Origin of the sequence: Microcella alkalica, assembly GCF_014137945.1 — a bacterium.
Taxonomy (GTDB): domain Bacteria; phylum Actinomycetota; class Actinomycetes; order Actinomycetales; family Microbacteriaceae; genus Microcella; species Microcella alkalica.
The window spans coordinates 198,104-223,730 of the sequence record NZ_JACGWX010000002.1; the positions used below are offsets into that span (position 1 = coordinate 198,104).

At 67.5% G+C, this 25,627-nt stretch carries 28 protein-coding genes, 2 pseudogenes and 1 other annotated feature; of the genes and pseudogenes, 17 read left to right on the top strand and 13 right to left on the bottom strand.

Annotated features, from left to right (window positions below):
• Positions 1–53: 53 nt before the first annotated feature.
• The 3 genes from FHX53_RS05305 to valS all read right to left on the bottom strand — a co-directional run bounded on the left by FHX53_RS05305 (position 54) and on the right by valS (position 3,445).
• Positions 54–290 (bottom strand): hypothetical protein, encoded by a 237-nt coding sequence (locus tag FHX53_RS05305; RefSeq protein ID WP_182490315.1) that lies wholly within the window; start codon positions 288–290, stop codon positions 54–56.
• A gap of 2 nt (positions 291–292) precedes the next feature.
• The gene (locus FHX53_RS05310) at positions 293–745 is read right to left on the bottom strand and encodes a GNAT family N-acetyltransferase (protein WP_182490316.1); all 453 of its coding nucleotides are present in this window, start codon (positions 743–745) and stop codon (positions 293–295) included.
• 93 nt (positions 746–838) lie between these two features.
• Positions 839–3,445, bottom strand: a complete 2,607-nt coding sequence (valS, locus tag FHX53_RS05315; RefSeq protein ID WP_182490317.1) for a valine--tRNA ligase — start codon at positions 3,443–3,445, stop codon at positions 839–841.
• 154 nt (positions 3,446–3,599) lie between these two features.
• Between valS and FHX53_RS05320 the strand changes: the two genes are divergently transcribed.
• From FHX53_RS05320 to FHX53_RS13550, 5 genes are all read left to right on the top strand, one after another.
• On the top strand, positions 3,600–3,776 hold the full coding sequence (locus FHX53_RS05320; RefSeq protein ID WP_182490318.1) for a hypothetical protein: 177 nt from the start codon (positions 3,600–3,602) through the stop codon (positions 3,774–3,776).
• 356 nt (positions 3,777–4,132) lie between these two features.
• Positions 4,133–4,624 (top strand): DDE-type integrase/transposase/recombinase, encoded by a 492-nt coding sequence (locus FHX53_RS05325; protein ID WP_182490319.1) that lies wholly within the window; start codon positions 4,133–4,135, stop codon positions 4,622–4,624.
• Between the two features lie 165 nt (positions 4,625–4,789).
• Positions 4,790–6,670, top strand: a complete 1,881-nt coding sequence (locus FHX53_RS05330; RefSeq protein ID WP_182490320.1) for an FAD-dependent monooxygenase — start codon at positions 4,790–4,792, stop codon at positions 6,668–6,670.
• Positions 6,667–7,089: a MarR family winged helix-turn-helix transcriptional regulator gene (locus tag FHX53_RS05335; RefSeq protein WP_182490321.1), complete on the top strand. Its 423-nt coding sequence runs from the start codon at positions 6,667–6,669 to the stop codon at positions 7,087–7,089. The genes FHX53_RS05330 and FHX53_RS05335 overlap by 4 nt, the downstream gene beginning before the upstream one ends.
• The gene (locus tag FHX53_RS13550) at positions 7,083–7,397 is read left to right on the top strand and encodes a hypothetical protein (RefSeq protein WP_182490322.1); all 315 of its coding nucleotides are present in this window, start codon (positions 7,083–7,085) and stop codon (positions 7,395–7,397) included. The genes FHX53_RS05335 and FHX53_RS13550 overlap by 7 nt, the downstream gene beginning before the upstream one ends.
• Here the strand turns inward: FHX53_RS13550 and FHX53_RS05345 are convergent.
• The 6 genes and pseudogenes from FHX53_RS05345 to FHX53_RS05370 all read right to left on the bottom strand — a co-directional run bounded on the left by FHX53_RS05345 (position 7,339) and on the right by FHX53_RS05370 (position 11,206).
• Positions 7,339–8,097 carry an SOS response-associated peptidase gene (locus FHX53_RS05345; RefSeq protein ID WP_182490588.1) on the bottom strand — a complete coding sequence of 253 codons (759 nt, stop codon included), beginning with the start codon at positions 8,095–8,097 and terminating at the stop codon, positions 7,339–7,341. The genes FHX53_RS13550 and FHX53_RS05345 overlap by 59 nt on opposite strands.
• A 2-nt stretch (positions 8,098–8,099) precedes the next feature.
• The gene (locus tag FHX53_RS05350) at positions 8,100–8,678 is read right to left on the bottom strand and encodes a recombinase family protein (protein WP_182490323.1); all 579 of its coding nucleotides are present in this window, start codon (positions 8,676–8,678) and stop codon (positions 8,100–8,102) included.
• Positions 8,675–9,433, bottom strand: a complete 759-nt coding sequence (locus FHX53_RS05355) for a Fic/DOC family protein (RefSeq protein ID WP_182490324.1) — start codon at positions 9,431–9,433, stop codon at positions 8,675–8,677. The genes FHX53_RS05350 and FHX53_RS05355 overlap by 4 nt, the downstream gene beginning before the upstream one ends.
• On the bottom strand, positions 9,426–9,629 hold the full coding sequence (locus FHX53_RS05360) for an antitoxin VbhA family protein (protein WP_182490325.1): 204 nt from the start codon (positions 9,627–9,629) through the stop codon (positions 9,426–9,428). The genes FHX53_RS05355 and FHX53_RS05360 overlap by 8 nt, the downstream gene beginning before the upstream one ends.
• 373 nt (positions 9,630–10,002) lie before the next feature.
• Positions 10,003–10,767, bottom strand: a pseudogene (locus FHX53_RS05365) (IS3 family transposase); the annotation flags it as partial.
• 67 nt (positions 10,768–10,834) lie between these two features.
• Positions 10,835–11,206, bottom strand: a complete 372-nt coding sequence (locus FHX53_RS05370; RefSeq protein WP_182490326.1) for a transposase — start codon at positions 11,204–11,206, stop codon at positions 10,835–10,837.
• 18 nt (positions 11,207–11,224) lie between these two features.
• Here FHX53_RS05370 and FHX53_RS05375 point away from each other — a divergent pair.
• A pseudogene (locus FHX53_RS05375) lies at positions 11,225–12,462 on the top strand (IS3 family transposase).
• Positions 11,503–11,616: a sequence feature (AL1L pseudoknot), on the top strand. (Overlaps the previous pseudogene by 114 nt.)
• Here FHX53_RS05375 and FHX53_RS05380 read toward each other — a convergent pair.
• Positions 12,402–13,298 carry an integrase catalytic domain-containing protein gene (locus FHX53_RS05380; protein ID WP_246335496.1) on the bottom strand — a complete coding sequence of 299 codons (897 nt, stop codon included), beginning with the start codon at positions 13,296–13,298 and terminating at the stop codon, positions 12,402–12,404. The pseudogene FHX53_RS05375 and the gene FHX53_RS05380 overlap by 61 nt on opposite strands.
• Between FHX53_RS05380 and FHX53_RS05385 the strand changes: the two genes are divergently transcribed.
• Positions 13,267–13,869 (top strand): IclR family transcriptional regulator, encoded by a 603-nt coding sequence (locus FHX53_RS05385; protein ID WP_182490327.1) that lies wholly within the window; start codon positions 13,267–13,269, stop codon positions 13,867–13,869. The genes FHX53_RS05380 and FHX53_RS05385 overlap by 32 nt on opposite strands.
• A gap of 72 nt (positions 13,870–13,941) precedes the next feature.
• Here FHX53_RS05385 and FHX53_RS05390 read toward each other — a convergent pair whose 3' ends face one another.
• The 3 genes from FHX53_RS05390 to FHX53_RS14005 form a co-directional block, all read right to left on the bottom strand.
• Entirely contained in the window at positions 13,942–14,706 is a 765-nt protein-coding gene (locus FHX53_RS05390; protein WP_182490328.1) for a class II aldolase/adducin family protein, read from the bottom strand.
• Between the two features lie 99 nt (positions 14,707–14,805).
• On the bottom strand, positions 14,806–15,375 hold the full coding sequence (locus FHX53_RS05395) for a VOC family protein (RefSeq protein ID WP_182490329.1): 570 nt from the start codon (positions 15,373–15,375) through the stop codon (positions 14,806–14,808).
• Entirely contained in the window at positions 15,372–16,322 is a 951-nt protein-coding gene (locus FHX53_RS14005; protein WP_206495076.1) for a TAXI family TRAP transporter solute-binding subunit, read from the bottom strand. Before FHX53_RS14005 ends, FHX53_RS05395 begins: the two co-directional genes overlap by 4 nt.
• A 217-nt stretch (positions 16,323–16,539) precedes the next feature.
• On the opposite strand from FHX53_RS14005, the gene FHX53_RS05405 reads away from it, so the two are divergent.
• The 10 genes from FHX53_RS05405 (at position 16,540) to FHX53_RS05450 (ending at position 25,541) form a co-directional block, all read left to right on the top strand.
• Positions 16,540–17,943: an aromatic ring-hydroxylating dioxygenase subunit alpha gene (locus FHX53_RS05405; protein ID WP_220476214.1), complete on the top strand. Its 1,404-nt coding sequence runs from the start codon at positions 16,540–16,542 to the stop codon at positions 17,941–17,943.
• Positions 17,944–18,002: 59 nt separating this feature from the next.
• Positions 18,003–18,527, top strand: a complete 525-nt coding sequence (locus FHX53_RS05410; RefSeq protein WP_246335497.1) for a 3-phenylpropionate/cinnamic acid dioxygenase subunit beta — start codon at positions 18,003–18,005, stop codon at positions 18,525–18,527.
• The gene (locus tag FHX53_RS05415) at positions 18,524–18,868 is read left to right on the top strand and encodes a hypothetical protein (RefSeq protein WP_182490331.1); all 345 of its coding nucleotides are present in this window, start codon (positions 18,524–18,526) and stop codon (positions 18,866–18,868) included. Before FHX53_RS05410 ends, FHX53_RS05415 begins: the two co-directional genes overlap by 4 nt.
• An 11-nt stretch (positions 18,869–18,879) precedes the next feature.
• Positions 18,880–19,077 carry a ferredoxin gene (locus tag FHX53_RS05420; RefSeq protein WP_182490332.1) on the top strand — a complete coding sequence of 66 codons (198 nt, stop codon included), beginning with the start codon at positions 18,880–18,882 and terminating at the stop codon, positions 19,075–19,077.
• A gap of 53 nt (positions 19,078–19,130) precedes the next feature.
• Entirely contained in the window at positions 19,131–20,354 is a 1,224-nt protein-coding gene (locus tag FHX53_RS05425) for an FAD-dependent oxidoreductase (RefSeq protein WP_182490333.1), read from the top strand.
• Between the two features lie 28 nt (positions 20,355–20,382).
• Positions 20,383–21,174: an IclR family transcriptional regulator gene (locus tag FHX53_RS05430; RefSeq protein WP_343050839.1), complete on the top strand. Its 792-nt coding sequence runs from the start codon at positions 20,383–20,385 to the stop codon at positions 21,172–21,174.
• A gap of 16 nt (positions 21,175–21,190) precedes the next feature.
• A complete protein-coding gene (locus tag FHX53_RS05435) occupies positions 21,191–22,036 on the top strand; it encodes an aldo/keto reductase (RefSeq protein WP_182490334.1) in 846 nt (281 codons plus the stop codon).
• A gap of 12 nt (positions 22,037–22,048) precedes the next feature.
• A complete protein-coding gene (locus FHX53_RS05440; protein WP_182490335.1) occupies positions 22,049–23,287 on the top strand; it encodes a CaiB/BaiF CoA transferase family protein in 1,239 nt (412 codons plus the stop codon).
• Complete coding sequence (locus FHX53_RS05445) at positions 23,284–24,180, top strand: hydroxymethylglutaryl-CoA lyase (protein ID WP_182490336.1); 897 nt, start codon at positions 23,284–23,286, stop codon at positions 24,178–24,180. Before FHX53_RS05440 ends, FHX53_RS05445 begins: the two co-directional genes overlap by 4 nt.
• A 200-nt stretch (positions 24,181–24,380) precedes the next feature.
• Positions 24,381–25,541 carry an ABC transporter substrate-binding protein gene (locus FHX53_RS05450; RefSeq protein WP_182490337.1) on the top strand — a complete coding sequence of 387 codons (1,161 nt, stop codon included), beginning with the start codon at positions 24,381–24,383 and terminating at the stop codon, positions 25,539–25,541.
• Positions 25,542–25,627: the final 86 nt, after the last annotated feature.

The window sequence follows — 25,627 nt, forward strand, 5'->3', positions numbered from 1 at the left end:
CGCGCCGATCCCTCCTGGTCGGCGCGCCCGTTCGTGCGTTCAGAGTGCCGCGCCTACTCCGCGTCGTCGTGCGCCGAGATCGTGACCGAGCCGTCGTGCGCCTCGCGGATGATCGTGCCGTCGTCGAGCTCGACGACCGGGCGGCCCTCGAGCCACGTGAGGGTCCAGCGCCATTGCGTCGTGTCGCGCCCGAGCAGATCGCCCTCGACGGCACGGATCGCCGCGCGCACGGCGGGGCTCACTCGGGCGGGCGGCTCGCCGCCGACGGCCCATCGGGTTCCGAGCTGCATGCTCAGCACTCCTTCTCGTAGGTCACCCAGCTCGTGCGGGTCGCGAGCCGGTCGTACACGCGCTGAGCGCGGTCGTTGTCGTGCGCGGTGATCCAGCGCAGCGTGCCGCCGCCGTGCGCCTCGGCATGCGCGGCGAGAGCGTCGATGAGCGCCGTGCCCGCTCCGCTGCCGCGCAGCTCGGGGTCGACGTAGAGGTCGTCGAGGAACCAGCCGGGGCCGGCCGTGAAGGTGTCGGGCTGCTCTCGCACGTGCGCGAAGCCGCGGACCGCCCCGTCGTGCACCGCGACGAAGGCGGTCAGCGGGTGCCGGGCATCCATCAGCCACGCCCAGACGCCCTCGAGAACGTCGTCGCCGAAGGCCGTCTCGTAGAAGACGCCGTAGTCGACGAACAGTCGGCGCCACGCCTCGTGATCCGCCGCCTCGATGCGACGGATCGTCAGGGGACGAACGGTCATGGGCTCAGTGAACCACGACGCGCGCCCGAGCCGTCGACACGGCCGGGCGCGCGTCGTCGACGAAGACTCAGCGCTGCGGCGAACGCTGGCGGCTCACGCCTCGGGCAGGGGCGCGAGCTCGATCGCGAGCACCTCGACCGCGTCGCCCTGCTGGATGTCGAGCACGTCGATGCGCCCGACGGCCTTGAGGTCGCCCGCGGCCTCGGCGAGCAGCAGCGGCGCCGAGATCGTCGCGTGCGCGACGGGCGTCTTCTGCGAGGCCTTCGCGTCGGTCTTGGCGCGCCGGATGCCGATGAGCGCCTCAGACACGAGGGGCAGCAGGCCGCTCGGGCCCGCGTCGACGCCGAGCTCGGCGATCGTCGGCCAGTGCGCGCGGTGCACGCTGCCGCTCGGGCCGTCCGCATCGTGGGTCCAGCTCCACACCTCCTCCGTGGCGAAGGGGATGACCGGCGCGAGCAGGCGCAGCAGGACGTCGACCGCCCGCCGCAGCGCGGTCACGGCGCTCGCCTGGCCATCGACTCGGTCGCCCTCATCGCCGGGCGTGGAGCCGTAGGCGCGCTCCTTCACGAGCTCGAGGTAGTCGTCGCAGAAGGTCCAGAAGAACTGCTCGGTGACCTCGAGGGCGCGAGCGTGGTCGTACTCTTCGTAGGCCTTGGTCGCCTGGCGCACGACCTCGGCGAGCGTCGCGAGCATGTCGACGTCGAGCGGGTCGGTGACGACCGCGTCGCTCGCCGGAACGGGGAACGAGTAGACGAACTTCGCGGCATTGAGCACCTTGATCGCGAGGCGTCGGCCGATCTTCATCTGCTTCGGGTTCTGCGGGTCGAAGGCCGCGTCGGTGCCGAGGCGCGACGAGGCCGCCCAGTAGCGCACCGCGTCGCTGCCGTGCTCGTCGAGCATGCCCTGGGGGGTGACGACGTTGCCCTTCGACTTCGACATCTTCTTGCGGTCGGGGTCGACGATGAAGCCCGAGATGCCAGCGTGCTTCCACGGCACGGTGCCGTGCTCGAGCTCGGCGCGCAGCACGGTCGAGAAGAGCCACGTGCGGATGATGTCCTGACCCTGGCTGCGCAGGTCGTAGGGGAAGACCAGGTCGAACAGCTCCGGGTCGTCCTCCCACTTCGCGGCGATCTGCGGGGTGAGAGACGAGGTGGCCCAGGTGTCCATGATGTCGACCTCGCCGATGAAGCCGCCGGGCTGCCCGCGCTGCGCCTCGTCGAATCCGGGCGCGGGCATCGACGACGGGTCGACGGGCAGCATGTTCTCGGTCGGCACGATCGGGTCGCCCGTCTGCTCGCCATTCTCGTCGAGGCGGTACCAGACGGGGATGGGCACGCCGAAGAAGCGCTGGCGCGAGATGAGCCAGTCGCCCGAAAGCCCGCCGACCCAGTTCTCGTAGCGCACGCGCATGAAGTCGGGGTGGAAGGCGATCTGTCGGCCGTTCTCGAGCAGCCGCTCGCGCAGGCCCTCGTCGCGCGCGCCGTTGGCGATGTACCACTGGCGCGTCGTGACGATCTCGAGCGGCTTGTCGCCCTTCTCGAAGAACTTCACGGGGTGGGTGATGGGTCGCGGGTCGCCGTGCAGGTCGCCCGACTCGCGCAGCAGCTCGACCATGCGGGCCTTGGCGCTGAACACGGTCTTGCCGGCGAGCTCGCCGTAGACCGCGAGCGCGTCGCCCTCGATGCCCTCCGGGGCATCGGCGAGGATGCGGCCGTCCTTCCCGAGGATCGGGCGAGTCGGCAGGTCGAGCTCTCGCCACCACACCACGTCGGTCACATCGCCGAAGGTGCAGACCATCGCGATGCCCGAGCCCTTGTCCTGCTGGGCGAGGTGGTGGGCGACGACGGGCACCTCGACGCCGAAGAGCGGCGTGCGCACGGTCGTGCCGAAGTAGGGCTGGTAGCGCTCGTCGTCGGGGTGGGCGACGAGGGCGACGCACGCGGCGATGAGCTCGGGGCGCGTGGTCTCGATCTCGATCGTGCCGCCGTCGGGCTTGTGGAAGCTCACCCGGTGGTACGCGCCGGGCATCTCCTTGTCCTCCAGCTCGGCCTGCGCGACCGCCGTGCGGAACGTGATGTCCCACAGGGTCGGCGCATCCGCTCGGTACGCCTCGCCGCGCGCGAGGTTGCGCAGGAAGGCGCGCTGCGCGACGCGCTGCGATTCCTCACCGATCGTGCGATAGGTCTGGGTCCAGTCGACGCTCAGGCCGAGCGCGCGCCACAGGTCTTCGAACTGCTTCTCGTCTTCGACGGTGAGGCGCTCGCACAGCTCGATGAAGTTGCGACGGCTCACGGGCACCTGGTCGGCGGGCTTGCCGCCCCCCTGGCCGCCGCCCTCGAAGGGAGGCGTGAAGTCGGGGTCGTAGGGCAGCGCCGGCTCGCACCGCACGCCGTAGTAGTTCTGCACCCGGCGCTCGGTCGGCAGGCCGTTGTCGTCCCAGCCCATCGGGTAGAAGAGGTGCTGACCGCGCATGCGCTGGAACCGCGCGGCGAGATCCATGTGGGTGTAGCTGAAGACGTGGCCGATGTGCAGCGAGCCCGAGGCGGTCGGCGGGGGAGTGTCGATCGCGTAGACGGCATCGGAACCGGCGGCGAGCGCGGCGTCGCGGTCGAAGCGGTAGGTGCCCTGCGACTCCCACACCTCGCCCCACTTCGGCTCGAGACCCTCGAGGGCGGGCTTGTCTGGGATCGCGTTGCTCATGGGTTCTCGCTCCGTATGGGCGGCACCGTGTCAGAGGTAAGGGTGCCTGGGTGTGGGATCTACTTTTATCGTATCGGGGGGTAGGTAGGTCTGCTGAAGGTCTAGGTGACTCCTGACCTGTAGCGACGAGAGTCCCTGCTAGAGGATGGGCACAATGCCGAAAGCGTCTCAGATGGTCTTCCGGGACGACGTTGTCGCGATCGCGCTGAAGCGGGAAGTCTCGATCGCGCACATCGCGAAAGATCTCGGGATCTCCCAATCAGACGTTCAGCGATGGGTGAAGATCGCCGAACTCGACGGGGGCCGCCGGCCGGGCGTGACCTCCAGCTAGGCGGTCGAGAACCGTGAGCTGCGACGCCGCGTGAAGTTGCTGGAGCAGGAGAATGAGACCCTGCGCCGGCGGCGGCGTATCTGTCGCAGCGCATCTTTCGGGCCCAAAAGGCTCTACCCGCTCGGGAGTGAACTCGCCGCGGATGGCATCGCCGTCGCGGTAACGAGCCGGGTGTTGACGTCCCCAGGCATCCCTATTACACGTGGATCGCCTATCCTGTCTCGCAGCGGGACTGGGACGAGGCGCGGCTGACAATGCCGCGATCGACGTGCTCGATGACCCAGCGTTCGGGTATCGGTTCATAGCTGACGAGCTCGCCGGCCGGCTTCACCGCGTCGGAGCGGCGCGTCTGGCGGTTGTGCTCGCAGATCGACATCACCAGCGCGTTCGAGCGCAAGAAGCGCGGCAAGAACGGCCTTGTGGTCCCGCCGGTGCGCGACGACCTCGCCCACCGCGAGTTCAGCGTGGCTCGCCCTGATGCGCTCTGGTTGTGCGACATCACTGAGCATCCAATCGGCGAGGGGACGTTGTATCTCTGCGCGATAAAGGACATCTTCTCCAACCACATCGTCGGAAACTCGATCGCGGACAGGATGACCTCAGAGCTTGCAGTCTCGGCGCTGCGGATGGCCATCCAGCGTCGCAACCCGACCGGCACGATCGTTCACTCCGATCGTGGCAGCCAGTTCCGATCGAGGCGCTTCCATGAAGAACTCGATCGTCACGGCTTGGTCGGAACGATGGGTCGGGTCGGGGCGGCGGGCGGCAAGGCGGCGATGGAGTCGTTCTTCGCGCTGCTGCAGAAGTTAGTTCGCAACAGCCGCCGCTGGAGCTCGAAGCGATCATGACCACACGGGCCGCGTCAACGGCCTAAGAAGAGTCCCCCAAACCTTCAGCAGTCCCGACGAGGATCGAGAAGATTGGGTAAAGCTGCGGCGAAGGCCGAGTTCACCTCACTTGAAATCGTTGGGGTGCTGACAATATAGTGGGCTCAACAGAGCAGAGGAACCCACATGCAGTTCTACCTCGACGGTTATCGCCCCGGCGACCCGGAACTCCTCCCGGCCGCCCCCGGCGCCTACACCCCGGGCGACCCCCTTCCGGAGACAGTGGACGTGCTCGTCGTGGGCACGGGGCCCGCTGGCTGCGTTCTCGGGGCACAGCTAGCCGCGTTCCCGGGCATCCGCACACGTATCGTCGAACGCCGCGAGGGGCCGCTGCTGCGCGGGCAGGCAGACGGCGTCGCCTGCCGCACCGTCGAGATGTTTCAGGCCTTCGGCCTCGCCACGAGCATGCTCGCCGAGGCGTACTGGGTGAACGAAAGCGTTTTCTGGAGCCCGGATGAGGCGGATCCCTCGCGGATCGTTCGGACGGGGCGCGTGCAGGACACCGAGGACGGCCTGTCCGAGATGCCGCATCTCATCGTCAACCAGGCGCGGCTTCAGGAATACCTCCTCGAGCGGATGCGCAAGTCACCCACCCGCATCGAGCCCGACTACGGCGTCGAATTCGTGACCCTCGCGGTCGAGCCGACGGGCGACCACCCCGTGCTCGTGACCCTGCGGCGCGGCGACGATGAATTCCAGGTGCGGGCGAAGTACGTTGTCGGCTGCGACGGGGCCCGTAGCGCCGTGCGTACGGCCATCGGGCGGCAACTGCGCGGGGATGCCGCGAACCACGCTTGGGGGGTGCTCGACATCTTCGCAGTGACGGACTACCCCGACTGGCGCATGAAGTCCTTTATCCAGTCGGCTCATGCCGGCAACATCCTGCTCATCCCCCGCGAGGGCGGGAACATGGTGCGGCTCTACGTCGATCTCGGCGAGGTGACCGATCGCGAGGAGCACAAGCAGATCACCTCGGACCAGGTCATCGCGACGGCGCAGCAGGTACTGAGCCCCTACCAGCTCGATGTGTGCGAGATCGTCTGGTTCTCGGTCTACGAGGTTGGCCAGCGCCTCACGGACAAATTCGACGACGTGCCTGCCGCGGAGGTCGGCTCGCGCCTGCCGCATGTGTTCATCGCCGGGGATGCCTGCCACACGCACAGCGCGAAGGCCGGCCAGGGCATGAACGTGTCGATGCAGGACGGCTTCAACCTCGGCTGGAAGCTCGCCGCCGTACTCGAGGGACGCAGCGCTCCGGACCTGCTGCACACCTACTCGGCCGAGCGCCAGGCGATCGCGCAGGACCTCATCGACTTCGACAAGGCGTGGTCGGCCACGATCGCGCGGCAGCCCATCGATCCGGCTCATCCCGAACTCGGCGGGATCGAAGCGGGCGAGCTGCAGGCCGCGTTCCTCGAGTCGGGCCGCTACACGGCCGGACTGGCGACGCAGTACGAGCCGTCCGTGCTCACGGGCGAGGCAGTGCACCAGTCGCTCGCGACCGGGTTCCCCCTCGGGATGCGCTTCCACTCCGCACCGGTCGTGCGCATCGGGGATGCCAAGAACGTGGAGCTCGGACACACCCACGAGGCGGATGGGCGCTGGCGCCTCTACGCCTTCGCCGATGCGGGCGGGTCGCGTGCCGCGGCCCTGTTCGAGCATCTGCAGCGCGTCGTGCTGCCGCGGTTCACACCCGCGGGAGCCGCTCCGGATGCCGTCCTGGATGTGCGCGCCATCTTCCCGCAGGGGCACCGTGAACTCAATGTCATCGACCTGCCGCAGGTGCTGCGCCCCCAGCGGGGCCGGCTGGGCCTGCGCGACTACGAGAAGGCCTTCGCGACCGACACCAAGGCCGGGATCGACATCTTCGACGAGCGCGGTGTCGATCGCACGGCGGGTGCGCTGGTGATCGTGCGCCCGGACCAGTACGTTGCGCATGTGATTTCGCTCGACGCCCTCGACGAACTCGATGCCTTCTTGGCCGGATTCTTGCTCGAGGCCAAATGACCGACGAGCCCGAGCCGCTCAGGTACACCGGTCACCTCTTCCGGCGCGCGCAGCAGCGGCATGCTGCACTGTGGCAGGAGCAGGTGTCGGCAGAGGTCTCGAGCGTGCAGTACGCCGTGCTCGCGGTTCTCGAGCGGATGCCTGGGGCGAGCCAGAGTGAGCTGGGCGCCGACCTCGACCTCGACCGTTCGACAATTGCCGACATCGTCGCCCGCCTCGAGCGGCGCGGCGTCATCGAGCGCTCGTCGCACGAGAGCGATCGGCGCCGATACTCGCTAAGGCTCACCGCCGCCGGCCTGGCGGAGGTCGGCAGGCTGCGCCCGCTGGTCGCTGAGGCGAATGCGAAGCTCACCGAGCAGCTGAGCGCCACCGAGCTGGAGAACCTGAGGACGCTGCTGAAACGGATACTGGAGTGGTGAGGTACATCCGGCTCGGCGATCTCACCGTCTCCTCGATCGGGTTGGGCTGCATGGGGATGTCGCACCTCTATACCGGGCACAGCACGGACGAAGGGCGCGCGATCCGAACGATCCATCGGGCCCTGGACCTCGCGCCCGTTCTGCTCACCCCCGACGAGGCGGCAGTCATCCTCGGCCGCGACGTGGCAGAGCTGCGGCGGTGGCGTGGCCAGAACGTCGGGCCCACGTTCCACGACCTCGGTCGGGGACTCATCCGCTACGCCCGCGAATCGGTGATCGAGGAGGCAGCAACGGCGTCGGCTCGATGAGAGACGGGTCACGGGGGTCGACCGTGCGGGAGTTGTTCACCCGCCGGTCGACCTCGTATGTGCGCATCGTCGACGCGATCGCAGACGAGGCGTGACCGAGGTCGGCCAGCAGCTCGGCGCGGTGCGCTTTCGACTGTGTGGTGTCGCCGTCCACAGTGAGCGATACCGGGCTCAGCCATTCGTCCCAGAGGTCCGGGGTGAGGAACGCCGGCATCCGGTCGTGTACCTCTCCGCTGGCGTCACGGGCCTCGCGCGTGACGACGACGAACACTCGTCGCCGCTCCCCCGCAACGTCCATCGTCCATGTCAGGCCGGCGGCCGCCAGCAGCTCGTCGCTGTGGATGAAGTGCGGTTGCTTGTCACCCTTCGGCCCGGTCCACTCGTAGTAGCCCAGCATCGGAACGATGCACCGCGCGTTCGAGAACGCGCCCACCCAGAAACCGGTCGGCAGCTTCTCCATCCGCGCGTTGATGATCGGCGCCCCGGCAGGGCGACTGGGAGGTTTCGGCCAATCCCAGCGGGCCAGCGTGACCTCCCGGTTCACGGTGCCGTCCTCACCGGCCCACTCCCGAACGATCGGAGCGTCCGATGTGGGCGCGACCGAATATGACGGTCGCCAGTCCTGTGCGCGGCCGCCCTCAGCGACGAACTGCTCGATCAGTTCGTTCGTCTCCTTGTTCATCGCGAAACGCCCACACATGGCTACCTGCTCACCTTCTCGGTCTGGGCCAGCGCGCGGCGGACGGAGGCGGAGCTGACGTGCAAGGTCTTGGCGATCGTCTCCCACGTCGCCGGCGGGGTCTGAGCGCGCATCTGGCGCGCGACCTCGACGCGCTCGGCGCTCATCACCGTGGGGCGACCGCCGACGCGGCCCTGGGCGCGTGCGTACTCCAGACCGAGCCGGGTGTTCTCCCGGATCGTGTCGACGCGCAGCTGCGCGAACACGGCCACGATGCCGAACAGGGCGCGTCCCATCGGGGTCGTGGTGTCGATCACCGGTTCGGTGAGGCTCTTGATGTCGACGCCCTTGTCCTCCAGCTCGTGCAGCGTCTCGATCAGGATGCGCTCGGTCCCGCCGAGCCGATCGAGGCGGCGCACCAACAGCACGTCGCCGGCGCGGAGGTAGTCCATGCATGCGACCCACTGCGGGCGATCCTTGACCCGGCTGGAGTCGCCGTGGTCGACGAACACGCGCTCCGCTCCTGCCGCATGCAGCTCGGCCTCCTGGGCCTTCGGGTTCTGCTCACGCTTGGACACTCGGGCATATCCGACGACGGTCATAGGTCCCTCCCCTGTTCCGCTTCTCGGCCGGGTGTCGTCGGCCGGCGCGAGCGGCCCGTCGACGTCGACGGTGCGGAGCGTCCCGGCGCGACGCTGCTGCTCAAGTTGGCGAACGCGCGCAGCTGCTCCATCCGTTCCGGGGTGAGCCGGCCTCCCGCGGCGGGCTGCACGATGCGGTCGAAGATCCCGCGCAGTTCGGTGAAGTCCTGGCGTTCCATAGCGGCACGTGACGCCTGGTCGTTCTCCGCCCCGGTGACTCGGCTCCAGTCGAGGTCGAATCCGGCGCCGGCGGCGATCTGTGTCCAGAAGATTCGTTGCGTGCGGCCGTTGCCCTCCCGGAACGGGTGGAGGTAATTCACCTGGTCGTAGTGGTGCGCCAGGCGATCTACGAACCGGTCACGGTCCAGGCCGTGCAGCTGGTGCTCGTCCGCGAGCTCCGCGAACGCGAACCCGGCGCCGGACTCCAGCCGAGACACGGGCATGAAGAACTCCGCGCCCGGGTCGGTGCCCTTGCGGATGTCGACGGTGCGCAGCTGGCCGGCCCAGTCGTAGACGTCCTGGAAGAGCTGCCGGTGGATTGCCTGGAGCTGTCGGAGATCTCCGGTGACCTTCACCGGGCGGGTGATCATCTCGGCCCGTCGCCACTCGGTCAGTTCCGCTTCAGCGCGATCCAGCGTGGCGCGGTCGGTCAAGCCGAGCCGGTTGCGGAGAATGCCCGATGCGGGCTCGAGGTACGGGTCGACGAAATCAGGCAAGGCCCCAGCGGGCCCGTGTGCGGCGTCCCAGCTCGTCGACGTCGAACTCCCCCGCCGCGTAGGCGGCCGCGTCGGCGCGGTACTCAGCGCCGGCCGCGAGGCCTTCCATCGCGGAACTGTGGGCGGCGTCGGCCACGACGCGCTCGCGCAGCTCGCGCTCGGCCGCGGAGATGGTGCTGGCGGTCTTGACGCTCATGGTGGCCTCCCTCGTTGTTTCTAGTCTACCCGACTTGCTCAAAAACCTATAGTAGAGGTTTTGCGCAGAATAGGGTTTTGACAAGGGTTTTGAGCACCGAAGTTTCCCCGACATCTCGCGGTGTGTACCGCGCGTTGCTCGGCCTGCTCAGAATCGATCGTTTTCGGTGGATCGTTGCAGTGCGCCTCATCGGGCCCGCCATAAAGGTGGGTCGTAACCGGGTTTTGGCAGAGGGTTTCGGCTGGGGCAGAGAGCGACGGGCAGTTCCGCAGCTGCTGCACTCTGGTGCGCCAGCAGCTTCCTTTCTCGCCTAGAACTGAGCGTCGGTTTTGATCTGTGGGGGCTGCCGCACGAACAGGTGACAGTTCGGGTTTCAGGCCGCGAGGCTCACGGCCGGGTTCATGATGGTCTCGTATTCGATGGGGGTCAACCGGCCCAGGCGGGCCTGCCGACGACGGCGGTGGTAGGTCCTCTCGATCCAGGTGATGATCGCGATCCGAAGCTCTTCACGGGTGTGCCAGCGCTTGCGGTCCAGGACGTTCTTCTGCAGAAGGGAGAAGAACGATTCCATCGCGGCGTTGTCCCCGGCAGCACCGACCTGGCCCATGGATCCGATGAGGTGACGACGGTTCAGGGCGTGCACGAACTTCCGGGACCGGAACTGCGATCCACGGTCGGAGTGCACGATGCATCCGGCGGCGTCGCCGCGTCGGGAAACAGCATTGTCCAGGGCGTTCACCGCGAGCCGTGCTTTCATCCGGTCGCTGATCGAGTAGCCGACGATGCGGCCGGAGAACACGTCCTTGCTGGCGCAGAGGTAGAGCTTGCCCTCGTCGGTGGAGTGTTCGGTAATGTCGGTCAGCCACAGCTCGTTGACGTCATCGGCGGAGAAGTCGCGCTGGACCAGGTCATCGTGGACCGGTGGTCCCGGACGCTTGCCGTTCTTGGCGCGCTTCTTGCCGAAGACGGACCACCACTGGTTGTCGCGGCAGATCCGCCACGCGGTCCGCTCGCACATCGCCTCGCCCGCGTCTGCGGCTTCGCCGACGAGGAGCCGGTATCCGAACTCGGGATCGTTGTGGTGGGCGTCCAGGAGCGCGTTGGCCCGGTATGCCTCGGCCAGCTCGGCCTTGGTGACCGTAGTGCCTTACAGTCAATTCCCCGGGAACGGTGGGCCGTGCCTCAGATAAAAGTCCCCGGGAAATCTAGCTGGCCTGCCGGCGGTGGAGCTTGATGCCCGAGGGGTTGGGGTGGGCGGTGACGGCCTGTACTTCCCGTTCGAGTTCGCGGGTCTTCTCGGCGGCCAGGCGGATCAGTTGTTGCTGGATCCGGTCGATTTCGGTGGCGATGGCCACCGGGTCCAGGCTGTCGTGGTGGGCCCGGAGTTCGGCTTGCTGGGTGTCGCTGAGGATTCCGGAGGCCAGCAGCCGTCGGTATGGGGTTTTCGGGGTGTCGTAGAGGCGTTTGCGCCGCCCGACCGCGTCGGTGGCCCAGCCGGCGGGCTTCTTTGTGGGGGTGAGGTAGTTCAGCCGGTCGTTGACCTGTTGCGCCCCGGGTCTGGTGGAGGCTCCTGACATCCCGAAAGGATGAGGAGCATGCCGAAGCTGAGGAAATACCCGCCGGAGTTGAAGGAGCGGGCCGTGCGCTTGGTCCTCGCCGCCCGTGACGAAGGCGGTGGCCGCCGGGGCGCGTGCACGCGGATCGGACAGCAGCTCGGGATCCCGAGCGACACGCTGCGGGGCTGGGTGCACCGCGCCGAGGTCGACGAAGGCCGACGTGCTGGACGATCGACGGACGACGCGGAGCACATCGCTCAGTTGGAGCGGGAGAATCGCGAGTTGCGTCGAGCGAACGCGATTTTGCGCAGTGCATCGGCTTTCTTCGCGGCGGAGCTCGACCGCCCACACAGCTGATGGTCGACTACATCGACACGCACAAGGACGAGTTCGGGGTCGAGCCGATCTGCGAGGAACTGCCGATCGCCCCATCGACGTACTACGCGCGCAAGACCGCCGAGCCGTCCGCGCGGGCGGTGAAAGACGAGACCGCGTTGACCGAGATCAGGCGAGTGCACTCAGAGAACCTCGGCGTTTACGGGGCGCGCAAAGTGCATGCGCAGCTTCGTCGCGAGGGGCATACGTTCGCCAGGTGCACGGTGGAACGGCTGATGCGTGGTGATGGGCTGCGCGGGGTGACACGGCGTCGAGGTCCGCGCACGACGGTTCCCGGCAACCCTGCAGAGCTGCCTCTGGACTTGGTGGAGCGCGCTTTCATCGCGTGCGCTCCCGATCAGCTCTGGGTCGCCGACATCACCTACGTTCGCACGTTCGCCGGCTGGGTCTATGCCGCGTTCGTGATCGACGTGTTCTCTCGCCGCGTGGTCGGCTGGCAACTCTCGACCAGCCTGCGCACCGATCTGGCCCTGGACGCGTTGGAGATGGGCATTTGGACCAGGCGCCGTGAGGGGCGAAGCACCTCGGGGCTGACGCATCACAGCGACAGGGGCGTTCAGTATCGAGCGATTCGCTACACCGAGCGGCTCGCCGAGGCCGGCGCGGTCGCCTCGGTCGGGTCCCGGGGCGATTCCTACGACAACGCTCTGGCCGAGGCCTTCAACTCGCTCTTCAAGGCCGAGCTCGTCCGCCACCGCGGACCCTGGAGATCGATCGATGATCTGGAGTTCGCGGTTGCTGAATACATCGACTGGTTCAACAACCGCCGCTTGCACTCCGCGATCGGGATGATCCCTCCGGTCGAGGCGGAGCAGGAGCATTACGATTCACCCCAAGCGCCCGTTGCAGACAGCGAACGGGTTACCGCGAGCCTCCGATGAACCCGGGGCGCAACAACCAGGGGCCAGAGCCGGTTCAGCAGCACCAGCTCGGCGGGGGCGTCGTACCGGTAGTAGAACCCGTAGCGGCGCACCAGGTGCCCGTTCTTAGATTCGATGGTGGCCTGGTCGTTCTTCTTGTAGGGCCGTCCGCGAGTGAAGAAGATGTCCTTGTCGGCGGCCCAGTTGACCACGTCGTGGTTGATGAACTCCGATCCGTTGTCGAAGTCCAGGCCGCTGACCAGGTACGGGATCGTGTCGAATCCGGTCTGGAGGGTAGCGAGGATGTGCACGCGGGCGTTGTTGCGGATCGCGCGGGTGAATACCCAGCCGTTGTGCACATCGGTGAAGTTCACCGAACGGGCGAACTCGCCCTTGAGCGTGGGCCCGCAGTGGGCGACGGTGTCGACCTCGAAGAATCCGGGTTCGTCCTCGACCTCGTCACCGGCCTTGCGGATCGTGACCGAGGTGCGCAACAAGGACCCCGGCTTCGTCAAGGACTTGCCGTGCACCGGGTCCTTGGCCCGGGCCGGGACCAGGTACCGGTCGGTGGTGGCCGCGCTCATCGCCAGCAGCTCGGCCCGCACCACCGGGCAGTACCGGTCCTGGCCCTCGACCAGGGCGCCGTGGCGTTCCATCGCCTCGATCCACTCGGCCATCGAGGCGGCCAGGTACTTCCCGCACAGGCCGCCGGAGACCGCCCAGATGCGCCGGAGCACCATGAGGGCGTCGTAGGAGTACCTGCGGGGTTTGGTCTTGCGCCGGTCGAGCACCGTGACCGTCGCGGCGGCCCGCCCTGGCGGCTGATTGGCGCCGTATGACTTCGTCCGCCAGGTCAAGGGAGATCGAACCTATGTGGCCGGGCCGGTGTTCGTTGACCTGGGCCTGGCTGCGGTGCGCGGCATGGACATTCGGGTGCACGCACGGCCGATCCTCGCCGACCTGGCGGTCTCGCTCAACGAGACCGTTCATCTTGCCCAACTTGAGGGCGCGAATGTGCGGTATCTCATCGGGGCGGAGGGCGCCAACGCGCTCCGGGTGACCGACCGTACCGGACAGGTCACGCCGGCGCACACCAGCGCCACGGGGCGGGCATTGCTCGCCGACCTTCCTGACGACCGACTCGAGGCGATTCTCGCCGAGATCGAGGCAGAAGGGGTCGACGTGCCGGCCCTGCGGGCTGAGCTTGCTGAGATTCGTCAGCGTGGCTACGCCCTCAACTTCCGCCCTGACGACGTCGTATCCATGGCCACGACAGTGCGTGATCAGAACGACCAGACGGTTGCGGCGATCAACGCTGTCGGGCCCACATCGCGGATGTCGCAACGCGACCAGGTGCACGTGGCGCGCCAGTTGCACGCCGCGGCCGCGAGGCTCGAAGAGGTCTTGCGCGCCGTCCCGCAGGCGTAGGGCAGTCCCGGGCGGGTCCCTCCCCCCGCTGGTTCGCAGGAATTCGCGGTCGCCGGTGGCGGCCCTTCTGGGCTACGACGGCATGCCCGCGGGAAAGCCTTCGCTCGCGGCGACCGGCGATAGCGTGTCGTAATACTCGGCAAACCGAACGTCAGCGCCCCACACGGCCCAGAGCCGCTCGATCTGACCCGAGTTTGTGACATCTGCCGCGAGACCTTCGGCCGAACTGAGGGTCGCGACGCTACCCAGAGCCAGCGCAGTGGAGAGCACCCTTGCGTTCATCTCCGTGTAGATGGCCCGGTAGGTGGCGTGCTGCACGCTGGCGCCGACCGCCACCGAGCCGTGGCCGCGCATGAGCGCGACGGATGACGCCCCCAGCGAGCCGGCGAGGCTCGCCCCCATCTTGCTGTTACGGATGAGCAGGTCCGTCTCGCCGAACTCGGCTCGCGTGTCGAACCTGGACACCCCCTCGGCGAGGAACCCCGCCGTGTGAATGACGGGCTCAAGGTCAACCTCGACGATCCCGAACGGGATGACGGCCGGGGAATGGCTGTGGACGATTGCCATCACGTCGGGCCGCGCTCGGTAGATCTCGGCGTGCAGGAAGCGTTCGAGATACAGTCGCTCCCCCTGGCCCGCGCTGCCGTCCGCGCCGTGCAGCAAGATGTCGGCTGGCTCGACGAGTGCGGGGGCCTTGTTGCGGGACAGCAGAAAGTGGTCGGGAGCTGATGCGGCTCTCGCGCTCACGTGGCCGAAGGCGTCGAGAACGCCGTGGCGGACCAGGATCCGGTTGGCGAGAGCGAGATCGTAGGCGAGCTCGAGGTCTGTTGCGGTCATTGCTACCTACCCTTGGATGAGTGGTGGGAAACGCGCCGGAAGCGACGAGAGGCCGCGCAGCGGCAACGCTGGCGGCCTCTCGCGCTCGCGGGTCAGGCGTCAGGCGTCAGGCCAGGAGTGGAACAGCTCGGTCCAGTTGGGGTGGCCGACCCCTGGGGCGCCGGCGACGCCGATCGAATACGCCGTGGCTTCGGGCTCGAAGGTGACGAGTTCGAGCTTGTGACCTTCCGGGCTCGTGAAGTATGCCGAAACGGCCTCGACCCCGCGGTGCTCGACCGGGCCGAATACGCCGATGCCGAGCCCGCGCAGGCGCTCGACGTTGTCGCGCAGGCCCTCGGCGGTGCAGCCGAAAGCCCAGTGCGGCCAGGAGTTGAAGTCGTCCTTGCCAACCTTCTGCACGCCATCCTGGGGCGACGCGAACTGCACGAGGGTGGTGCCGACGCGCATGAACACATGCTTCGAGCGGCCGAGCTCCGCATCGGCGTCGTTGTAGCCGGCGACGTAGTAGACCTCGCCGCCCAGCACCTCCTGGACGAACTTATACATGCGGTCCATGTCGAGCGCCGGCAGGGCGACGTGGTCGACGCCCGTGAAGCCGAACCGATTGTCGGTGCGGGCGAAGCGGGTGCCCGGGGCGGCGTCGTGGTTCTGGAGCGTGGATTCTGTCATCGGTTTTCCTTCTCGTTGTTGTGGCGAACTTCCTCGTAATATGCGAGGGCCCCGGGGTGGAGGGGCAGGGACGTATCGGTCAGGGTCTCGAGGGTGAGGGGCGACGTCATGGCGCCGTGCGGTCCTTGGAAACGCGCGGTGATGTCGTCGGCCCGTTCGATGAGCGCGGCGGCGGTGAGGTAGGCGACCTCGTCGGGGAGGTCGTTGCGTGCGATCATCGCCCAACCGCTGAAGTCGACGGTCGCCACCGGCGCCTCCACGCCGCGGAATCTGCCCACGCTCACCGTGCCCCGCTGCATGCCGTCCCGTTCGAGCGCGTCGAGCACGTCGTCGTCGACGGGGAGGAAGGTCATGTCGTGGTCGTCCGTGATCTTCTTCCAACGGTGGGTCATCATCGCCTCGTCGAATACCGCGTCGAAGCGGGGGTCGACCGGGGTCGCATGGGGCGAGTTCATGTTCTTCGGGCGGTCGCTCAGGATTTCGCCGCCCCAGCGCTCGATATCGCCCGGCATGATGCCGTAGTGGGCGAGGATCTTCTCGACCACCCAGCCGGCCGGGTGCTTCATCTCTGGCGTCGGCATCGAGACCTTGAGCGGGTACTGCCGCTCGCGGATGTCATGAAGGCTGCGGATGCCCGTTTCGGTGCGCACCGCAAACATCAGGCGGTCATCGTGGGGGAACACCCCGATGACGCTGAGCGGGAGGGGCTCCGTGAAGGGTGCAATTCCCTTGATTGCGGCGTCGACGTACCAAATTGGTGTCGTGATGGCGAGGTCGTAGGTGCCGTCGGCGACGAGTCGCGGCGCCGCCATGCAGAATTCCCCGGGGTTGCCGGAGACGGCGGCCACGGTGGATCCGTCCGGGAGCTTGCTGTAGTAGCCGGCCATGCCGACCGCGACAAGCCCGCCGATGTCCATCCAGTTTTGGCCGGCGGCGAGAATTCTCACGTGTCGGGGAGTCGTATTGATGTCGTGCTCCTACTCTCACTCTGGTGCAGAGAGCGAAGACCGGCTACTCTGCCTGTCAGAATATAATTCTCCGAGGCAGATAAGTCAAGCACTGGCATCACCGCATTCTGATGTGTAGAGTCTTATTCTGTAAGACAGACAATCAGAACTTCTGGACTGCAGCCCAGCATCCGGGGACTACCCCAGTGGAGAACGTATGGACACCATTCAACAGGTCTTGGCCGACGTGCGGCGCGGGATGATTCCGGCCCACATCTACAACGATGCCGAGATTTTCGAGCTCGAGAAGGAACGGCTCTTCTCGCGCGCCTGGATGTTTGTGGGCCACGAATCCGAGATTCCTCAGCCCGGGGACTACGTCGTGCGACGGGTCCTGGAGGACTCGTTCATCATTTCGCGCGACGAGCAGGGAACCATTCGCGCACTGTTCAACATGTGCCTGCACCGCGGAATGCAGGTGTGCCGGGCCGAGATGGGCAACGCCTCCCACTTCCGGTGCCCGTACCACGGCTGGTCCTACCGGAACGACGGCCGCATCATCGGCCTGCCATTTCACAAGGAGGCCTACGGCGGCGAAGAGGGGTTTGCTCGCAAGGGTGCGACGCTCCTGCCGGCCCCGAACCTCGCCAACTACAACGGGCTGCTCTTCGTGAACATGGACCCGGACGCAATGCCGCTCGACGAGTACCTCGGCGACTTCAAGTTCTACCTGGACTACTACACCAAGCAGAGCGCCTCGGGCATCGAGCTCCGCGGCCCCCAGCGCTGGCGCATCAAGGCGAACTGGAAGATCGGGGTCGAGAACTTTGCGGGCGACATGTACCACACGCCGCAAACCCACACCTCCGTCGTCGAGATCGGCCTGTTCCGCGAACCGAAGGCCGAGAAGCGCAAGGACGGCATGACGTACTGGGCGGGCCGCGGCGGCGGCACGACCTACAAGTTGCCACCCGGCGACCTGGAGGAGCGGCTGGCCTACATCGGCTACCCGCCCGAGATGATCGAGAGGATGAAGCAGCTGTGGTCGACGGACCAGTTGCAGCTGATCGGCGAGGACGCCTTCATGATCTCGGCCGCCTCGCTCTTCCCGAACATGAGCTTCGTGCACAACTGGCCGAAGGTCGAGGAGGAGGGCGATGAGGTCGTCCCCTTCATCTCGCTCCGCATGTGGCAGCCGGTGAGCGAAAACGAGACCGAGGTCATGTCGTGGTTCGCCGTCGACGCGGAAGCGCCGGAAGAGTTCAAGGAGCTCTCGTACAAGGCATACCTGATGTGCTTCGGCTCGACGGGGATGTTCGAGCAGGACGACGTCGAGAACTGGGTGTCGCTTACCAACACGGCGAAGGGCTCGATGGCGCGGCGGCTGCTGCTGAACAGCCGGATGGGCATGCTCAACGACGGCACCCCGGTGGTCCCCGCCCTCACCCGTGAGGAGTTTTCGGGGGCGGGGAGCGCCTATGTCGGCTACAGCGAGCACAACCAGAGGAACTTCCTCCAGGAGTGGGCGGACCATCTCGAGAAGCCGCCCGTCGTCGCTCCCTCCCATGCCGTCGGCATCACCAACGGCCAACTCGACCAGTACAGCTCGAAGGGAGCATGATGGCGCAGCTTCGACCGCACGCAAACTCTTCCCCGCTCGCTCGGCACGCCCCCACCACGATGCGCACAGGCGAGGCGCTGTCGTTTAGCGACGAGCTGCACCTCGAGGCGCACCGGTGGCTGGTCAACGAGTCGTATCTGCTCGACGCGCAGGATTACGGCACCTGGCTGGAATCGATCGCGCACGACGTGCACTACTTCATGCCCGTGCGGGTCACCACCGCCCTCGGGGCGGGCTACAGCACGTCGCCCGGCATGGCCCACTGGGACGAGAACCGGTACTCACTCGAACGGCGGGTCGCCCGGTTCCAGACCGAGCACGCCTGGACCGAGGACCCGCCCTCGCGGCTGCGCCACTTCATCACCAATGTCCGCACCTTCCGCACCGACGTCGAGAACGAGATTGCGGTCGACTCGGCCGTGCTCCTGTTTCGAAGCCGAGGCGATGTCAACGAGCCCTCGCTCATCTCCGCGGGCCGCGACGACCTGCTGCGCAAGGTAGACGGCCGCTGGATGCTCGCGCGTCGCCACATCCTCGTCGACGAGTCGGTGCTGCGCACGCAGAACCTGGCGATCTTCCTATGAGTCTCGAATGGGAGGGCGAGGCCGTCGACCGCGACGCCGCGCGCAGGGCCGCCCAGGAGCGGGAACGGCTGCTCGCGGGCCAGGTCGGCGACCCGATCACGATCGCGAATGAGTTCGCCGAGATCACGGTGCGCCGCGTGGAGACGCGCAACGGCTCGCGCCTGCTGATCGACGCGCCGCGGGCCGGCCAATGGGTTGCCATCGACCCGATCGAGCTGGAGGCGCTCACCTGGCAGACCCCGGATACGTTCTCGGCGATGATCGCGCGGCCCTTCGAGCCGCTGTTCGTCGAGGGCGCCGGCACGTATGACGCCGAGGTCTCCGGCGTCGACAACCACTGAGGGGAGATGACATGGCGATCGTCACAGCGAACCTGTCACTGTGTCAGGGCTACGCCAACTGCGTCGTCGCCGCCGACGACTATTTCGACATCGACGACGACGGGCTCGTGGTGCTGCTGAAGACCGACGTGCCCGACGATCAGCGCGAGCGCGTCGAAGCGGCCGCGCGGTCGTGCCCAGTCTCGGCGCTGCGAGTGACGGACGCGTGATGGCAGACACGCGCGCATCCCGGCCGGCCCACCCTGACGACCGCGGTGCCGGCGTGGTGATCGTCGGCGCCTCCGTCGCCGGGGTGCGCACCGCGCAGGCGCTGCGGGCGGAGGGCTATGCCGGCACGATCACGATGCTCGACGCGGAGTCGGCCGAGCCCTACGACAAGCCGCCCCTGTCGAAGAACCTGCTCACGGGCGCGGCCTCCGCCGACGACGTGCGCCTGTTCGGCGAGGGAGAGGCGCACGAGCTCGAGATCGACCTGCGGCTCGGGGTACGTGCCGTTTCGCTCGACCTTGGAGCGCGCACCGTCGTGTGCGAGTCCGGTGAGCGGTTCCCGTTTTCGCAGCTCGTGATCGCCTCGGGCGCTCGCGCCCGCAGACCCGCCTGGGCGAGTCTCACCGGCGTGTTCACCCTCAGGTCGATGGCGGACGCTGCGGCCATCCGTGAGCGGCTGGTACCCGGGTCGACCGTGGCGATCGTGGGCGCCGGGTTCATCGGCGCGGAGCTGGCGTCGGCCGCGCAGGCGGCCGGGGTGCAGGCGACCCTGATCGATCCTCTCGCCACGCCGTTGGCCCGCATCCTGGGCAGCGAGGTGGGGGCCCTCCTCGCCGACTGGCACCGCTCGAAGGTCGCCACCGAGTTTGGTGTGGGCGTCACGGACGTATCACCGGAAGCTGGCTCGCTGAGGGTCACGCTCAGCGATGGCCGGCGCCTGAACGCCGACACCGTGCTCGTGGGAATCGGGGTGGAGCTCAACGTGGAGTGGCTCCTCGATTCCCCGATTCATCTCGACGGCGGGGTGCTCTGCGATGCGTCCGGGCGCGCGCTCGACGCGTGGGGTGACCCCGTGCCAGACGTGTTTGCGGTCGGGGATGTTTCGCGCTGGTTCGCGCCCGGCCGCGGTGCCCACGTTCGGGTGGAGCACTGGACGAACGCCGTCGAACAGTCTCAGGTGGTCGCGCGCGCCGTGGTCGACCCGGGGGGCGCAGCCGCCCACCATCCGTCGTTCGCCGTGTGGAGCGACCAGTTCGGTTCGAAGATCCAGATGTCTGGGTACACCCAGGCGGAGGACGTCGTCGTCGTGATCGACGGCGAGCGCTGGGTTGCTCTCTACGCGGATGGCGGCTCGCTGGTCGGGGTCGTCACCGTCAACTGGCCCCGTCTGCAGATGCTCGCGCGGCGCACGATCGCCAGCGGGGGCACCAGGGATGTCATGGTTGAGCAGGCCCAGGCGCTCCGCGAGCATGCCGCAGCGGCCCGGCCTGGTGGTTGAACGATGAGCGGTAAGGTACGTTTCTGTTGTGCAGAACCTGAACATGGGCCAGACGCCCGAGGCCGGCCCGCCTCCGCAGTACCCCATCGAGTCCGTCGACAACGCGCTGAAGATTCTGCTGCTCTTCGGGGAGAACACCGAGCTGCGGCTCACCGACGTGCGACAGTATCTGGGCGTCGCGTCCTCGACCGCGCACCGGCTGCTGGCCATGCTGCAGTGGCGCGGCTTCGTCAGACAGGACCCCACGTTAAAGGTGTACCGTCCGGGACCCGCGCTCACGACCATCGCGTTCTCGATTCTGCAGAAAATGGATGTGCCGCGCATCGCGAAACCGGTGCTCGACGAACTCACGGAACGGCTCGGCGAAACCGTGCACCTCGGATCGCTCGACGGCGGGCGGGTTCGCTTCCTTGCCGTGGCCGAACCGGCCGCGGCCGTGCGAGTGGCGTCGCGCCTCGGCAAGCAGATCCCCGCGCACACCACCTCGACCGGCAAGGTGCTCCTCGCCTCACTCTCCGCGGAGGAGCTGTACCGCCTCTACCCAAACGAAGACTTGCCGCCGGTAACGGAACGTTCAATCGTGTCGCGAGCGGAGCTGCTGCGACAGATCGAGCGGGTGCGCATCGACGGCTTCGCCGTCAATCGCGAGGAGAGCGAGGAGGGTGTGGGCTCCGTCGCGGTGGCGCTGCCGTTCACCGGCAACGGCCACTACGCGCTGAACATGGCCGCACCAATCCACCGGCTCCCAGCCGGCAAGGTGAAATCGGTCGCCGCCGAACTCAAGGCGGCCGCGGAGCGGCTGACGCAACTCCTCTCCTGAACAGGAAGGCACCCCGGTGGTAGCGCGCCAGATCAACGATCGCATCCCGCTTCGCAACGGCCACTCGATTCCCCCGCTCGGGTTTGGTACCTGGCCGCTGCTCGGCCCGGAGTGCGCCGACGCGGTGGCACATGCGATCCGGTGCGGGTACCGCATGATCGACACGTCGTTCAAGTACGGCAATGAAGCGGCCGTCGGCGAAGGCATCCGCAACTCCGGCGTGGACCGCTCGGAGATCTTCATCGCCAGCAAGTTCAACAAGGAGTCACACAGTGTCGACGGCGTGCTCCGCGCGTTCGACGACAGCACCCGGCGGCTTAAGGTCGACCACCTCGACCTCTTTCTCATTCACTGGCCGGTGCCATGGCTCGACCGCTACGTGGACGCGTGGCGCGGACTCGTGCGCCTGCTGGAGGAGAAGCGAGTAAGCGCGATCGGTGTGTCGAACTTCAAGCCCGCGCACCTGCAGCGGATCGTCGATGCAACCGGGGTGGTGCCCGACGTCAATCAGATCCAGCTCAGCCCCGACATCGCGCGGGTTGGCCCGCGGGCGGCACACGAGCGCCTCGGCACGGTCACGGTCGCGTGGAGCCCGACCGGCCGAGGGGACGACCTGCGCCAACACCCTGTCGTCGTCGACGCCGCGCAACGGTACGGTCGCTCGCCAACGCAGATCATCCTGCGCTGGCACGTTCAGTCGGGCATCGTGCCGATCCCGCGCTCCTCCAACCCGGGGCGCATCGCCGAGAACGCCGACATCTTCGGGTTCGAGCTCGACGACGACGCGATGGCGCGGCTGAATTCCCTCGACCAGGGGGAGGGCGCGGCGCGCGACTCCGACTCCCCGGCGAACGGGCACTGAAGGGCGAAACGAATGGATGCACCGAAGCCGGCCCACCCGCACACCGCCAACCGGTCGCCGCGGCCGCTCGACGGGATTCGAGTGCTCGAGCTGGGGACGCTGATCGCGGGCCCCATGAGCGGCCGAATCCTCGCCGACTTCGGCGCCGAGGTCATCAAGATCGAAAGCCCGGACGCGCCCGACCCGATGCGATCGTGGGGGCACGTCGTGGAACGCGGCGAGAGCCTGTGGTGGGCGGTGCAATCGAGGGGCAAGCGTTCCCTGATGCTCGACCTCAAGGACCCGCAGGGCAACGAGGTGTTTCGCCGTCTCGTACGAGAAGCCGACGTCCTCGTCGAGAACATGCGGCCGGGCACGCTCGAACGGCTCGGCTGCGCGCCCGACGAACTCATGAAGCTCAACCCGGGCCTGATCGTCGCGCGCGTGTCGGGGTACGGGCAGACCGGCCCTCGGTCCGGGCAACCGGGGTATGCGTCGGTCGCGGAGGCGGCGGGCGGTCTGCGCCACCTCAACGGGTACCCGGACACCCCTCCTCCACGGGCCGGCATATCGCTCGGCGACAGCCTCGCCGCGCTCTACGCGGTGCAGGGCATTCTCACCGCCCTGTACTGGCGGGATGCTCGAGGCGGCACGGGCCAGGTCGTCGACGTGTCCCTGACGGAAGCGTGCTTCTCGATGCTTGAAGCGGCCGTGCCGGAGTATGCGGCGACCGGCCGCGTGCCGCACGCCATGGGGTCACGGCTCGATGGCATCTCCCCGTCGAACATCTACCGCTCGGGCGACGGCGACTGGGTGGTGATCGCGGCCAACCAAAACACGGTCTTTGCCAGACTCTGCAAGGCGATGGGCCGACCCGAGCTCGCCGCGGACCCCAAGTTTGCGGACCACACGGCACGCGGGCGGAACCAAGACGAGCTCGACGCCATCGTTGCTGAGTGGTCGGCCGGCTTCACCACCCCCGCTCTGCTCTCCGTTCTCGACCGGCACGGAGTGCCGAACAGCCGGGTGAACACGGTCGCCGACATCGCGGCCGACGACATGTTTCGCGAGCGCGACATGCTCGTCGAGGTGCCGCACCCCCGCTTAGGCGCGGTTACGCATCCGGGCATCGTGCCGAAGCTTTCGGCAACCCCGGGCGTGATTCGTGCGAACGGGCCGACCGAGGGGGAGCACACTCGGCAGGTGCTGCGCGACGCCGGCTTCGACGATGAGCAAATTCGGCGTCTCACCGAACGGGGCGTGGCACGGTGAGCGCCCCCGTCGAGCTCATCGATGTCACCCCCCGCGACGGCCTGCAGAATGAGGCCACCGTCTTGTCGCCGACCGCGAGAGCGGAGCTGGTGCGACGCATCATCGCGACGGGCGCGAGGCGGATCGAGGCGGTGAGCTTCGTGCGCGACGACCTGGTTCCGGCGATGGCCGGCGCCGAAGAGGTGCTCGCAGGGATCGGCCCCCACGTCGGGGTGACGATTGCGGGGCTCGTCCTCAACGCGCGGGGCATGCAGAGGGCGGCAGACGCCGGGGTCGACGAGGTGAACTTCGTCATCCCGGCCACCGATGCGTTCGCCCAGGCGAACCAAAACTCGAGCGTCGCCGGCCTCATGACCGAGCTCGGCGCGGCGGCGCGGGTGGCTGCCGACGCAGCCATCCCCCTGACGGTGACCATCGCCGTCGCGTTCGGGTGCCCCTTCGCGGGGGTTGTGCCGCCAGACGCCGTCGCTCGGATCGCGAAGCACGTCACGGGCTCGTTCGGCGTCGCGGAGCTCGCGCTTGCCGACACGATCGGGGTGGCAACCCCGTGGCAGGTGCGCGAGACCTTCCACGCGGTCGCCGCGGAGACCACGGTGCCGCTGCGCGCCCATTTCCACGACACGCGCCGCACGGCGCTCGCGAACGTGTTTGCCGCTCTCGGCGAGGGTGTTCAGCGCTTCGACGCGAGCCTCGCGGGGCTTGGCGGGTGCCCGTTTGCCCCGGGCGCCGCGGGGAACGTGGCTATGGAAGACCTCGCTTGGATGCTCGACCGGGCCGAACTGAAGCACGGGATCAGCGTTTCGGCGGCACTCGAGGCCGGTCGCGCGGTCGCCGCGCAGCTCGGCGTGGCGCCACGCTCGGCTATTGCCGGTGCCGGGCCTTTTCCGCGATGACGAAAGATCACACACCTCGTGGCAGAAGTGTTCTTTAGAGTAGGGCTTGATTCTGTCTCCCAGAAAACATAGGCTCTCGAATGCCCGGAGATAATCCGGACCGAAACGCAGTCTCGGTTCCTATCTGGGGGCGCCTCAACTGCCGTGGGATTCCCCACGCACCAAGGGAAACGACAGCGAACCCAATGAAGGGAAAACGCATGAAGGCAACGACGCCTAAATTCCTTGCCGTCACCAGTTTTGTGGCGGCACTCACCCTCCTCGCAGGATGTTCGTCGGGTGACTCCGCCGAGCCGGCCGAGAGCCCAGACGCCGCGCCCGTCGCGGACTGGCAGGAGGGAGCCCCGGCCGAGTGGGCCGAGATCCTTGAGAAGGGCCAGGCCGAAGGGGAGGTCGTCCTCGACTCGTCTCCCGAGCTTCAGCAGTCCGACTTCGCGGCCCGATTTGAAGCGGACACTGGAATCAAGATCGTGTCGGCGGCGGGGGAGTCCAGCGCGCGGTACACCGCCATGGAACAGGAAGCTCAGGCGAACCAGCTGAGCATCGACGTTTCGCTCGGCGGCGGCACCGAGCTGGGGATGATCGACCAGGGACTGCTGCAGGACATCAAGGCGCAGATGATCCTGCCGAACGTCACCGACCCCGATAACTGGGTCGGCGGCGACGGCCCCACCTGGATGGACGACGAGGGCAAGTACATGCTGCGCTCCTCGAACTACGTCTTCGGCTGGGCCATCGTCAACAGCGACACCTTCGACGCCGAAGAGTTCGACAGCTGGGATGACCTGCTCGACCCCAAGTACAAGGGCAAGATCGCGACCTATGACCCGCTGAGCGGCCCCGGCCAGGCGGTCTCCGCCTTCTTCTACGACGCCCTGGGTGAAGAGTTCGTCGAGGACCTCTACGTCGGCCAGGAACTGGTCCCGACCACCGATCGGCGCCAGCTGATCGAATGGGTCGCGCGCGGCACCTACGACATCGCGCTCGGCGGAACCCAGGCCGAGCTTGAGCGGTTCGCCCGCGAAGGGCTCCCCGTCACCGGCGTCATGCCGCGCGAGGGGATCGGCCAGTACACGGGCGGGTCCGGGGTGCTGAAGCAGCCGCTGAACGCGAACGGCTCCCTCACGCCGCACCCGAACGCCGCCCAGGTGTTCATCAACTGGTTCGCCAGCACCGCCGGACAGCAGGCATACGGCGACGCCATGCTCGAGGTCACGACGCGCAACGATGTGGACCTCTCGAAGATCCCGGACTACGTCAAGCCGGAAGAGGACCGCGAGTACATCGACACCTACGAGGAGCACTGGTACACGGTGGTTCGGAACGAAGTCGCGGCCGAGCTTCGCACGATGCTCGAGTAGCGCAAACCCTCGCCAGTGTGTCGGGCGCGAATCGCGCCCGACACACTGCTGCACCACTAGATCCTCAGACGAAAGGCCCTGAACAC

What these genes read in the sequence shown, in the direction of transcription:
- FHX53_RS05305 (WP_182490315.1), bottom strand. Translation starts at nt 290, where the DNA reads ATGCAGCTCGGAACCCGATGGGCCGTCGGCGGCGAGCCGCCCGCCCGA.
- FHX53_RS05310 (WP_182490316.1), bottom strand. Translation starts at nt 745, where the DNA reads ATGACCGTTCGTCCCCTGACGATCCGTCGCATCGAGGCGGCGGATCAC.
- valS (WP_182490317.1), bottom strand. Translation starts at nt 3,445, where the DNA reads ATGAGCAACGCGATCCCAGACAAGCCCGCCCTCGAGGGTCTCGAGCCG.
- FHX53_RS05320 (WP_182490318.1), top strand. Translation starts at nt 3,600, where the DNA reads ATGCCGAAAGCGTCTCAGATGGTCTTCCGGGACGACGTTGTCGCGATC.
- FHX53_RS05330 (WP_182490320.1), top strand. Translation starts at nt 4,790, where the DNA reads ATGCAGTTCTACCTCGACGGTTATCGCCCCGGCGACCCGGAACTCCTC.
- FHX53_RS05335 (WP_182490321.1), top strand. Translation starts at nt 6,667, where the DNA reads ATGACCGACGAGCCCGAGCCGCTCAGGTACACCGGTCACCTCTTCCGG.
- FHX53_RS05345 (WP_182490588.1), bottom strand. Translation starts at nt 8,097, where the DNA reads ATGTGTGGGCGTTTCGCGATGAACAAGGAGACGAACGAACTGATCGAG.
- FHX53_RS05350 (WP_182490323.1), bottom strand. Translation starts at nt 8,678, where the DNA reads ATGACCGTCGTCGGATATGCCCGAGTGTCCAAGCGTGAGCAGAACCCG.
- FHX53_RS05360 (WP_182490325.1), bottom strand. Translation starts at nt 9,629, where the DNA reads ATGAGCGTCAAGACCGCCAGCACCATCTCCGCGGCCGAGCGCGAGCTG.
- FHX53_RS05370 (WP_182490326.1), bottom strand. Translation starts at nt 11,206, where the DNA reads ATGTCAGGAGCCTCCACCAGACCCGGGGCGCAACAGGTCAACGACCGG.
- FHX53_RS05390 (WP_182490328.1), bottom strand. Translation starts at nt 14,706, where the DNA reads ATGACCGCAACAGACCTCGAGCTCGCCTACGATCTCGCTCTCGCCAAC.
- FHX53_RS05395 (WP_182490329.1), bottom strand. Translation starts at nt 15,375, where the DNA reads ATGACAGAATCCACGCTCCAGAACCACGACGCCGCCCCGGGCACCCGC.
- FHX53_RS05405 (WP_220476214.1), top strand. Translation starts at nt 16,540, where the DNA reads ATGGACACCATTCAACAGGTCTTGGCCGACGTGCGGCGCGGGATGATT.
- FHX53_RS05410 (WP_246335497.1), top strand. Translation starts at nt 18,003, where the DNA reads ATGCGCACAGGCGAGGCGCTGTCGTTTAGCGACGAGCTGCACCTCGAG.
- FHX53_RS05415 (WP_182490331.1), top strand. Translation starts at nt 18,524, where the DNA reads ATGAGTCTCGAATGGGAGGGCGAGGCCGTCGACCGCGACGCCGCGCGC.
- FHX53_RS05420 (WP_182490332.1), top strand. Translation starts at nt 18,880, where the DNA reads ATGGCGATCGTCACAGCGAACCTGTCACTGTGTCAGGGCTACGCCAAC.
- FHX53_RS05440 (WP_182490335.1), top strand. Translation starts at nt 22,049, where the DNA reads ATGGATGCACCGAAGCCGGCCCACCCGCACACCGCCAACCGGTCGCCG.
- FHX53_RS05450 (WP_182490337.1), top strand. Translation starts at nt 24,381, where the DNA reads ATGAAGGCAACGACGCCTAAATTCCTTGCCGTCACCAGTTTTGTGGCG.